Source organism: Nostoc sp. C052 (genome assembly GCF_013393905.1).
GTDB lineage: Bacteria > Cyanobacteriota > Cyanobacteriia > Cyanobacteriales > Nostocaceae > Nostoc.
In genome coordinates this window covers 4,220,541-4,231,809 of record NZ_CP040272.1, presented here as the reverse complement: position 1 = coordinate 4,231,809, position 11,269 = coordinate 4,220,541, and the positions used below count along the sequence as shown (strand labels likewise).

At 40.4% G+C, this 11,269-nt stretch carries 9 protein-coding genes; 3 read left to right on the top strand and 6 right to left on the bottom strand.

Annotated elements, in window-relative coordinates:
* Positions 1–2: 2 nt before the first annotated feature.
* The 5 genes from FD723_RS17170 to FD723_RS17150 form a co-directional block, all read right to left on the bottom strand.
* The gene (locus FD723_RS17170) at positions 3–797 is read right to left on the bottom strand and encodes a superoxide dismutase (protein WP_179066398.1); all 795 of its coding nucleotides are present in this window, start codon (positions 795–797) and stop codon (positions 3–5) included.
* A 673-nt stretch (positions 798–1,470) separates the two neighbouring features.
* Entirely contained in the window at positions 1,471–2,034 is a 564-nt protein-coding gene (locus FD723_RS17165; RefSeq protein WP_179066397.1) for a 3'-5' exonuclease, read from the bottom strand.
* 176 nt (positions 2,035–2,210) lie between these two features.
* The gene (locus tag FD723_RS17160; protein ID WP_179069180.1) at positions 2,211–2,645 is read right to left on the bottom strand and encodes a hypothetical protein; all 435 of its coding nucleotides are present in this window, start codon (positions 2,643–2,645) and stop codon (positions 2,211–2,213) included.
* Between the two features lie 62 nt (positions 2,646–2,707).
* Positions 2,708–3,979 carry a response regulator gene (locus FD723_RS17155; protein ID WP_179066396.1) on the bottom strand — a complete coding sequence of 424 codons (1,272 nt, stop codon included), beginning with the start codon at positions 3,977–3,979 and terminating at the stop codon, positions 2,708–2,710.
* 30 nt (positions 3,980–4,009) lie between these two features.
* Positions 4,010–5,896: an ATP-binding protein gene (locus tag FD723_RS17150; RefSeq protein WP_179066395.1), complete on the bottom strand. Its 1,887-nt coding sequence runs from the start codon at positions 5,894–5,896 to the stop codon at positions 4,010–4,012.
* Positions 5,897–6,155: 259 nt separating this feature from the next.
* Here FD723_RS17150 and petN point away from each other — a divergent pair, with 259 nt between their 5' ends.
* The 3 genes from petN (at position 6,156) to FD723_RS17135 (ending at position 9,718) form a co-directional block, all read left to right on the top strand.
* The gene (petN, locus tag FD723_RS17145) at positions 6,156–6,245 is read left to right on the top strand and encodes a cytochrome b6-f complex subunit PetN (protein WP_012408302.1); all 90 of its coding nucleotides are present in this window, start codon (positions 6,156–6,158) and stop codon (positions 6,243–6,245) included.
* Between the two features lie 7 nt (positions 6,246–6,252).
* Positions 6,253–6,414, top strand: coding sequence for a hypothetical protein (locus FD723_RS17140; RefSeq protein ID WP_179066394.1), 162 nt, complete (start codon positions 6,253–6,255; stop codon positions 6,412–6,414).
* 154 nt (positions 6,415–6,568) lie between these two features.
* The gene (locus tag FD723_RS17135; protein ID WP_179066393.1) at positions 6,569–9,718 is read left to right on the top strand and encodes a GAF domain-containing protein; all 3,150 of its coding nucleotides are present in this window, start codon (positions 6,569–6,571) and stop codon (positions 9,716–9,718) included.
* Here the strand turns inward: FD723_RS17135 and FD723_RS17130 are convergent.
* The gene (locus tag FD723_RS17130) at positions 9,715–11,157 is read right to left on the bottom strand and encodes an ATP-dependent DNA helicase RecQ (protein WP_179066392.1); all 1,443 of its coding nucleotides are present in this window, start codon (positions 11,155–11,157) and stop codon (positions 9,715–9,717) included. The two genes, FD723_RS17135 and FD723_RS17130, sit on opposite strands and share 4 nt — an antisense overlap.
* Positions 11,158–11,269 lie beyond the last annotated feature (112 nt).

Sequence of the window (11,269 nt, the reverse complement as noted above, 5' to 3'; positions counted from 1 at the left end):
CGTTAGCGTGGCGTTCCCAAGGAAAGGTATCGCCTGTTAATCTGCGGCCAATTCACCACATTCCACCAATTATTCAAATACTCAGCCCTACGGTTGCGATATTTAAGGTAATAAGCATGTTCCCACAAATCATTACCGATAATCGGATATGAACCGTCCGTAATTGGGTTATCTTGATTTGCTGTAGTGACAATCTGGAGTTGATTTTGGGGGTTACGTACTAGCCAAACCCAACCACTACCGAAACGAGTAGTACCCGCTGCATTAAACTGTTTTTTAAAGGCGTCAAAACTGCCAAAAGTTTGGTTAATTTCTTGAGCGATCGCTCCTGATGGTTCTCCTCCACCTTGGGGACTCATCAGTTGCCAAAAAATCGTATGGTTGAGATGACCACCAGCGTTATTACGTACCTTTGTCCGAATATCTTCAGGTACGCTGTTTAAATCCAGTAGTAAACTTTCAACACTTCTTTTTTGCAAATCTGGATACTGCTTCAATGCGTCATTTAAGTTTTTGACATAGGTGGCATGATGTGCATCATGATGCAATTTCATTGTTTCTGCATCAATAGCTTTTTCTAGTGCCCCATAAGCATAAGGCAATGGTGGTAGCTGTGCTGGGAAAGCACTTAATGCCCTATTAGGATAAGCTATATTGGTAAACGATCTAGCAGCTGTTGGTGTTGGTGTAGAAGATTGTGCCTCAGCTATTAGTACTAGTTCATGAGAACTTAGCAGAATTGTCAAAATGATTGTTGTAAAGAAAAAAACTATCGTTTTTCCCCCAAATCTTATCATAAATTGCGGCCTCAAAATCAATATTATTGGCTTCTAATCTGATCGTAGACTGTTGTTTTGCAGCTAAATCAAGCCAAATAATACGTATATTACCTTAGTTGTCAGGTAATTAGAGCAAAAATAAATATAGCTAATGCCATTTTAGATTTTAGATTTTAGATTTTGGATTGGGAATCGCCTTCTCTGTCTGGGTTCTATTAATCCATCTGTCGTAACCATTTTTCAAATTGGTATAAACTTTTATCAAACAGAATTCAGAACTCAGGAGTCAGAATGGGCTAAACGCCCCGCTACCGCTAACAGTATGAATTCTGTACGAGTGGGTAATGAATATTGGTTAAAACCGTACTTCGTCCCGCTACGCGCTTTCGCCCCTGGTGGGCGAAAAAAATTAAAATATTCTCGCCTGAAAACTCTATCCCTTTATGGGTAGAGTTTTCTGAATTCTGTTAGCGCAGCGGGGCGTAGCCCATTCTGTATTCTGACTCCTGTTTTATTTTGTTCAATCTATAATTCAAACCTTGTAACTAAAAAATTCCTTTGTTAAGAAGAATAATAATTCTGTTATGTGTGGGCGTCTCGCCTGTAGTTTAGGAACATCTTGTCTACACCATAATAGCTAGATACTATCCGCTACTTTAGCTAGGCTACACGACTAAGAATTTTCGATTATTCAGCTTAGTTGTTTGTTTTTCATCTGTCTGTAGATAGCTGCAATGTTGCGGGCATCATCAATACCACGATGGTGTGTGCCTTTTAATTCTATTCCCAACTCATTGAGAGCTAGTGCCATACCAAATTTTTTAGACACGCCAAGATATTCTGAAAATTCCTCTTTGATATTTATGTGTTCTGAAGTAAAAGGATAAGAGAAATTATGAAACGCGCAATCTTGAATAAATTGCTTTTTGTCGTAATTGCCCCAAGAACAAAAAATATGGTTGGGAAATGAATCAATCCATTGTTTGAAGCGAGAAATTGCCTCTAAAAATTTTGGTGCTTCGTCAACATCTTGCTGCCGAATACTAGTCAATTCGGTGCAAAAATCTGTCAGTTGTGGATGTCTCACAGGTTGGATAAATTGCTGAAATTCAGAATCAATTTCCCACGTTGTTCGATTGAGCATCACCGCACCAATTTCGATGATTTCCATTTCGTGACGGGGAATAGTTTTACTATTACAGCATGTAGCTTCAAGATCGATTATCAAATAATAGTGGGATATTTTAGTATTCATATTATGTAATTGAGTATTGATAATTAGCACCAGTTATTATTTATACGTATTTTTGAAAAATATATAGAAGTTGTAACTTTATTGTATTTATTATAATACAACAGCGTGATGCTTACAGGCTTTTTTATATATTTGAACCACAACCCTCTACCAAACAAGAACTTGACAAAGAGAATTTAGATTGATGAAAAAGGTTTAACCCAACGGAATTGAATAGCGAGATCAAGAGCGATCGCAGCCAACACAAACCACAATAAACTTTCTGCCGCCAATACCAAAAAAGGCCAAATTGTGATACCAGAATTCCAGCCAAGTTCTATCTGAGTTAATCCCCGCACCAAACCAAAAGCCAATACACCGCCAGCTTTGAGTTGAGGATTTTGATCTGAGCGGATGATATAGCGGTAGGTAACACCAAATAGGAAACCAATAAAAGTTGCGATCGCACCACTTACCCACAAGTGCCAATTCACATTACTTTGCAGACTGACGAGTGTCTGAAAATACTTCGCTAGTACAAAAGTATTTAAAAGACTGGCGAGCGCGAAGGCAGAAAATAGCGAAAAACCTCCAACTATTCCAGCCTTGAGGGATTCTAGGCGCTCTGCCATTAATTGAGGATCTAAAGTTGCCTTCACTGCTTCAATAAACTTACTCAAATAATTGTAATTAATTAAATGCTCTCATCGGGGATTTTAATGATAAATTCGGTTCCCCCACCTGGTTGAGAATTCACTTCTAATACACCATTGTGTTTTTCTACAACTATTTCATAAGCAATCGACAAGCCAAGTCCAGTACCTTTACCAACAGTTTTTGTGGTAAATAACGGCTCAAATAAGCGTTTTTTCAGCCGCTCAGGAACACCAATCCCATTGTCAGCAATCCGAATTACAACGAATTGTTCTGAATCTATTTCTGTTGTAATTTTAATCCGAGGGATTAGATTACTCATTTTGCCTTGTATGATAGCGTCATCAAGGGCATCAACTGCATTTGCCAGAATATTCATAAATACTTGATTCATCTGTCCTAAATAACAGTTTATATGTGGTAATACCCCATAATTTTTAATAATTTCAATCTGGGGACGATCGCCATTAGCTTTAAGGCGGTGTTGCAAAATCATGAGTGTACTATCTAATCCTTGGTGCAAATCAGCAGATATTTTTGTATCACTATCTGAGCGACAGAAGTTGCGGAGTGAATTAGAAAGGTTTTGAATTCGTTCGCTTCCTAGCTGGAGTGAGTTTAAGATTTTTACCATATCTTCGAGAACAAAATTCAGATCCAAGTTCTGAATAGCAGTAGTAATTTTGGCTGTTGGGTTAGGATACTCTTGTTCATACAGTAGAAGCAACTCAGTTACTCCGGCAATGTATTCTTGTAAAGGTGGAATATTGCTAGAAATAAAGTTGACGGGGTTATTGATTTCATGGCCAATCCCAGCGATTAACTCTCCGAGTGTTGATAGTTTCTCTTGCTGCACTAGTTGAACTTGGGCTTGTTGCAAAGCCCTAGTGCGATCGCTAACTTGTTGTTCCAAAGATTCATTCAATTGTTTGAGTTGTAAATGCACGCGCACTCTAGCAATAACTTCCTCTTGTGCAAAGGGTTTCGGGATATAGTCTACTGCACCAAGAGAAAACCCCTTCGTTTTGCTCTCTGTATCTGCTAAGGCAGTGGTGAAAATAATTGGAATGTTTTGGGTGACAGGATTGGCTTTGAGGCGACGACAAGTTTCAAATCCATCAATACCTGGCATTTGTACATCCAGCAAAATCAACTCTGGTTGATTCCGTTCGGCTTGAGCGATCGCAGTTTCTCCATCGACTGCAACCCGGAAACGAAAACCCTCACTATTGAGCGCTTCACATAGGACAGATAAATTTGTTGGATTATCATCCACAATCAAAATAAATCCAGTATTTTGCTTCTTGTTCATGATCCATTTAAAAGTAAAATTCAACTCAAATTAATTGATGTATTGTCCAACAAAAGTTTCCAAGCGTTTGAGTTGGAAATTACTAGCAAGCTGGCTCAGATGTTGAGCAAAAATGTTTAGCTTTTCATCAGATGCAGAAAGTTGTTCAGCCAGTTCCAAAACTTTTTGAATATCGCCATCTTGGATGAGATCGAGTAACTGTTGTAAAATCTCATCGGCAGGAGAAATTATCTCATTTTTTTGATCAAAATCACCCTGCTGGATTTTTTTCATGGCGTCTACTTTACCATCAAAAATCCATTCCAGTTGCAAAAATTGCCGTAGCATTTCCAATAGTGCTTCAGCTTCTACAGGCTTTGGTAGAAAGGCATCTGCACCTAGATCAATGCTCTTATATTGGTCGGCTGCAAACACACTTGCTGATGAAGCAATGACAGTAATATCTTTAAATTTTTCAGATTTACGCAAACGACTGATAAATTCAAATCCATCCAATATAGGCATCACTAGATCAGTAATAATCAAGTCTGGTTTGTGTGCTATGGCCTGTTCCCAACCTTCCTGACCATGAGTAGCTTCTACAACAATAAAGCCAACCGGCTCTAGTAAATTGACAATTACCGATCGGTTTTCCCATTTGTCATCTGCAATCAAAATGGTGCGGCGTTGTCCCTGATAACCAATAATAGTTCCTTGCTCAACTATTCTCGAAACCTTTGCCCAGTCTTTAGATTCTGAGAATTTTGCTTCAAACCAGAAAGTGCTGCCCTTACCAAGTTCGCTTTGCACCTGAATTTGACCACCCATTAACAAAACAATTTTTTGGCTGATTGCTAATCCCAAACCTGTACCTTCCGATTGTCGTTTCTGATTTCCGACTTGCTCAAAGGGCTGGAAGATTTTCTCAGCTTGTTCGGGGATTATACCTGTGCCAGTATCTATCACCTCAAAGCGAATTTTGTAGTTAGTTTTTTCATTAGTCTTTAATTCTTGCTCAATGACTTGAACCTTGAAAGTTACATTGCCTTGATTAGTAAATTTAATAGCATTGCTAAGTAAGTTAATTAATACTTGTCGTAAGCGTTTTTCATCACCATGAATACCTGTTGGCAAATTAGGATCGAGTTGGACATCAAAGGCAATAACCTTTTGTTCTGCTCGGATGCGGCAAATTTCAGTCACACTATCTAGAAAGGAAGGTAAGAAGAAATCAACAGGGTGCAGTTCCAGTTTTCGAGCTTCTATTTTGGAGAGATCCAGGACATCATTAATTAGGGTTAAAAGATGAGAACCACATTGATAAATAACGCCGACTCCTTTACGTCCTTTTTCACTTAAAGATTCTGTGCGTTGGAGAATTTGGGTATAGCCAAGGATGCCGTTGAGGGGTGTGCGTAGTTCATGACTCATATTTGCAAGAAATTCACTCTTAGCTTGGCTGGAGTTTTGAGCGATTTCTTCTGCAAGCCGTAGTTCTTTCTCGATGCGCTTGCGTTCGACAATTTCAGTTGAAAGCGCTCGATTGATCGCTTCTAATTGGGAAGGGCTAGGTAGCGTCAGGGCTTGAGGCATGAGATCAATTAATGCAAATGCCGTATATATTGAAATAATGGCAGTTAGAGCTTTTAAAGCACCTGCAATCCAATAATCTGGATGCCAAAGCGTCCAAATTTCCATCAAGTGTCCAGTACCGCAGGCAATAATAAAAGCACCAAATAATAGAAATACTCCATTAAAAGGAACGTCTTTGCGTTTGGAAATAAAGTAAATTAATAGGAAAGGAATAGAATAATAGGCAAGCGCGATCGCGGCATCAGAAATAATGTGCAGCCAAACTAATCCAGTTTGCCAGAGATAACAATGTCCGTGGGGAATAAAATCGTTAGTTTGGAAATAATTTTTGAAAAATGTCGGCATGATACTAAGGGTTGCAAGATTTGAAATATATACCCATTGCCCTAGTATTCCCAAATCATCAATTAAAAAAGCGCGATCGCTACTTTTTTACATTCGTCTTTATAATTACGTAAAGTAGTTGGGTATCAATAAAAGATAGTGTCTCCTTGGGGTGGGATCGTCAAAGTTCCAATGTCATTGGATAAAAAAATCTGAGCCTGCCCAATCCCTGTATGATAAATATTAGGAAACCTTTTGTAATTATTTGAAAAGTGGGACTATGGAGATTTTGACACTAGGTTGGGTATCGCTGTTAGTTGTGTTCACTTGGTCAATTGCAATGGTAGTGTGGGGACGTAACGGACTGTAGAGGCATTGTGGAAAGTCCATTTTTGAGTATTTTAGCAATAGTAGCCGTAGTGCTACTCGTATTAGTCACTGGTGGTATTGGTTATTTAACCCTGGCAGATTGGCGCGATCGCCGTCGCCGAGATGAAGAGAAACGCACCACCCGCAGCGCCACTCCTAAGCGGCGATAATTTCTTTGTGGTTGAACAATTTTTTTGTGGGGACATGATACTATCATGTCCCTATATTGTTTTTTCTGACATTCCCAGGAAATAACTGTTACCTTTGCGATCGCAACGGGAATCATGAGATAGAAGACTTTCAATACTTAAAGTCCCACTGGGAATGGAAAACTCCTCTACTACTCAACCCATAGAACCAAATTCAGAGCAGCAAGAATCTTATTCAGATGTGAAATTTTCCTTCCGTCAGAATGAGCAACAAAAAGCTTTGTCTGGAGTTATTGCCCATATTCGGGAGTCTCTAGACATAGAAACCATCTTCAAAATTACGGTCACTGAAGTACGTCAGCTTTTGAAAAGCGATCGAGTTGGCGTGTTTCGTTTTTATCCCGATTTGGCATGGGAAGGGGAATTTATCTATGAAGATGTGGGAACAGAATGGGTTGCGGCACTAGCAGCCAAAATATCTGACCGCAATTTTGCTGAGGAGTTTGCAAGACTCTATCAGCAGGGTCAGATTAAAGCAATGGCTGACATCTATCAAGCTAATGTCAGTGATTCTTACGTCCAGATGCTAGAAAAATTCCAAGTTCGTGCCAACATAGCTGCCCCCTTGATGAAAGGTAAAGATTTATGGGGCTTGTTGTGTATTCATCAGTGTAGTAGTCCTCGCCAATGGGAAGTGTCAGAAATTGAGTTTGTGCAATTAATCGCCGAACATCTCGGAGTTGCCTTGCAGCAAGCAGATTACCTAGAACAAGTAAAACTACAATCAGCAGAACTAGCACAAGCAAAAGCCAGAGAAAAAGCAGCCGAATGGCAGAAAACCATCGCCATAACCATTGAGAAAATTCGTCAGTTCCTAGACTTAGAAAGCATTTTCCACACAACCACCGCAGAACTTAGGCAGCTGCTAAATGCCGATCGCGTCGCCATCTACCGCTTTAATGCCGATTGGAGTGGTGAATTTGTGTTTGAATCAGTGGCAGAGGGTTGGATTTCTCTCATCCATGAACAGTTGCAGCGGCCGGAATTGAGTGAAAATGTCAGTGAATGTAGCGCTAAAGATTTAGCTAAACCCCCTGTTGCTGATACTTATTTACAAGATACAGAGGGTGGTAGTTTTAGTAGATGTGAAGTTTACCGTGTTTGTAATGATATTTACAATTCAGGCTTTAGCAACTGTTACATTAAAATCTTAGAGATATATCAAGCCAGAGCTTATGTAATTATTGCCATTTACCACGGTCAAAAGCTCTGGGGGCTGCTAGCAGTGTATCAGAATGCTACAAGCCGTGATTGGCAAAAAGATGAAGTTTACTTGCTTACCCAAGTGGGCACCCAATTAGGTGTAGCTTTGCAGCAAGCAGAATTTATCCAACAAATGCAGATTCAAGCCGCAGAGATCAGCAAAGCTGCTGAAAGGCAAAGGGCGCTGGCAAACACCGTAGAAAAAATTCGTCAGTCTCTTGATATTGAAGCCATCTTTAAAACCACTACTCAAGAAGTCCGTCGGCTATTGGAAGTGGAACGAGTCGCAATTTATCGCTTCTATCCTGATTGGAGTGGCGAATTTGTGGCTGATTCTATTGTTGATGGTTGGACACCAATGGTTAAGCCGCAGCCATTGACCGAACGCGTTTTTGTCCAAGGAACGAAAGCAGGTAAGTATGCACGTAATGAAGTTTTTGTCCCAATTTCTCAGGGCGAAAAGCTGTGGGGATTGCTAGTAGCTTATCAAAATTCCCAGCCCCGTTATTGGCAAGATGAAGAAATCAATTTGCTAGCACAAGTTGGCGTCCAATTGGGGGTAGCATTACAGCAAGCTGAGTCCTTGAAACAGATGCAGGTGCAAGCCCAAAAACTGGCTAAAGCCGCCGAACGAGAACGGAAAGCGGCCCAAAGGGAAAAGGCTTTAGCTACAACGGTGGAGAAAATTCGCCAGTCTCTTGATATTGATACCATCTTTGCTACCAGTACAGAAGAAGTCCGGCGGCTATTGGAAGTCGATCGAGTGACAATCTATCGATTCGGGGCTGATTGGAGTGGGGAATTTGTTGCTGAGTCCTTAGCCCAAGGTTGGACAACAGTCAAGGAAATTGTACCTGCAATGTCTACGACGGGCTATACCTATGCCAGTAATTACTTGCAAGAAATCCAAGACGGAGATTTCGCTAATAGTAAAACTCTTGTTATTAAGGATATTTACAGTACCGATGATTCTATTCCTGATCTTGCCCTAATCGAGCTAATGGAGGCTAAGGCATATATGATTGTGCCAATTTTTCAGGGTGAGAAACTTTGGGGATTACTAGCAGCTTATCAAAATATCAAACCCCGTGATTGGCAAGAAGATGAAGTAGATTTGCTAATGCAAATTGGTACTCAGTTAGGAGTAGGACTTCAGCAAGCGGAATTACTCGAACAGACTCAACGTCAAAAAGAAGAAATCACACAGACTCTTAAAGAATTACAGCACACTCAAAGCCAGTTAATTCAAAGTGAGAAAATGGCAGGCTTAGGGCAGTTAGTTGCTGGTGTAGCACATGAAATTAATAACCCGATTAGTTTTATTTATGGCAATATCACTTATGTTACAGAACATGCCGAAAATTTATTGAAATTACTACACCTTTATCAAAAACAGTATCCTAAAACAACAGAAGAAATTCAAAAGCAAGTAGCAGCACTAGATTTAGATTTCATTAGTGATGACTTGCCTAAAATTCTGATCTCAATGAAGATAGGGGCAGATCGAATATCTCAATTAGTCTTGTCGTTACGAAGCTTTTCTCGACTTGATGAAACAGGAATGAAGCCAGTAGATATTCATGAAGGCATCGACAGTACTTTGCTAATTTTACAACATCGACTGCAACCAGAGACTAATTCTTTTGTGATTGAGGTAGTTAAACAATATGGTGAATTACCCCCAGTAGTCTGCTATGCAGCCCAGATGAATCAGGTGTTTATGAATATTCTCAACAATGCGATCGATGCACTAGAAAACTCAGCAACTAGTAGAAAAAAAATTCAAAATCCCAAAATTTGGATTCGTACAGAAGTCATAGAAGAGAATACGATTCTGATTTGGATTGCTGACAATGGTTGTGGGATTCCAGAGAGGATGCGATCGCGCATTTTTGAACCTTTCTTTACCACCAAACAACCTGGACAAGGTACTGGTTTGGGGTTATCTATTAGCTACCAAATTATTGTCGAAAAACACGGTGGTAATATCAAGTGTGTTTCGGAAGCTGGTAAGGGCTGTGAGTTCTGGATAGAAATTCCGATTAAACGGACTGTTAGTTAACAACAATTATCGCAATGTCCACAACGTAAGTTAGCTGCTTCTTTGTCAAAACCAAAGGCGTTTAACAAAAATTGCCAACGACACTGCTTTGTAGTCAGATATTGCTGCATCTGTTTAGCGGCGTGTAATTGCGTCGGTGGCTGATTTCCGGCCTTTTGCCCAATGCTGTAATGAAAAGGGTCAAGCCAGTTTAACTGACCACTGCTGTGGAGTAAAGCCAGTGCCGTCGCACCTTCGGGAAATTGTCGAGTTACTGCATTCACTTCTCCCTGTTTTGGTAATTTTTTCACAAGTTGCTGCGCTATTTGTTGTTGCGATCGCATTTGTTCGTGAAAAAACTCCTGTCTTTGCTTATCCCCTGAATCTAACCAGCCCGTAGGTTCACTTACCAGTGTCAACGCTTGGGCTGGTTTCCCATCCCTTCCAGCCCGGCCAATTTCTTGCACATATTCAGATAGCAGATGTGGTGCGTGAAAATGTGCTACCCAGCGAACGTCACTTTTATTTATCCCCATACCAAACGCACAGGTACACACAACAAAGGGCATTTTGCCACTTAACCAGCTTGCTTCTACTTCACGGCGTTCTGTTGCACCTAATCCCGCATGATAGCTAGCTGTAGCGTAACCCATCTCTGCTAACCATTGGGCTAAATCTTCGCTATCTCGCCGAGTGCGAACATAAACTAATCCCGATTGTTGCGGTCTATTTTGAATAAACTTTAATAATTGTTGTTTCCTACCTCGTGGTGTCCAAGCAATGCGAATGCTGGGATGCAAATTCGGACGGTAAGGATTTAAGCGAAAAATCTCTGGTTGTTGTAATTGTAAAACTGTTTGAATAATTTTTTGGGCTGAGGGGTCAGCAGTCGCAGTAAAAGCGGCGATGCTGATTTTTGTTCCTGGTGGTTTTGATTTGAGTAATGCCGGACGCACCGCCCCTAATCTGCGATAAGCTGGGCGAAAAGTATCACCCCATTGCACCAAACAATGAGCTTCATCTAAAATCAAACCATTAATTTGCAATTGCGGGTGACATAATCTTTCCCACACTGGCACACTTAGCAAAGTTTCTGGTGACAAATAAAGTAATCTTAGCTGTTGACGTTCCAAAGCTTGTAGGGTTACACGGCGTTGGGATGAAGATAATTCACTATGTAAAAGTGCTGCTTTTTGGTGGCTTTCTCGTAGTTCCTGTACTTGATTTTCCATCAGCGCCACCAAGGGCGAAACTACCAAAGTTAATCCTGTTTGTAGCAGTGCGGGAAGTTGAAAGCAAATTGACTTTCCGCCACCTGTGGGCATAATAATCAGTGCATCTTTTTGTGATAATAAACTACTGACAATTTCTCCCTGTGGTGGACGAAAATCTTCATAACCCCAGATTTTTTTAAAAGCAGCGAGGACTTCTTGCCAAGATTTTGTTGTAGGCTGATTCATAATCAATGGTAGATGCACCCATATCCTTGAATACTGAATATAGCCTTTTTTATCCAGCTAATGGTTCAGTAATTTCATCATTTTCGGTTGCAAACCGCTGACCGCGAGAATG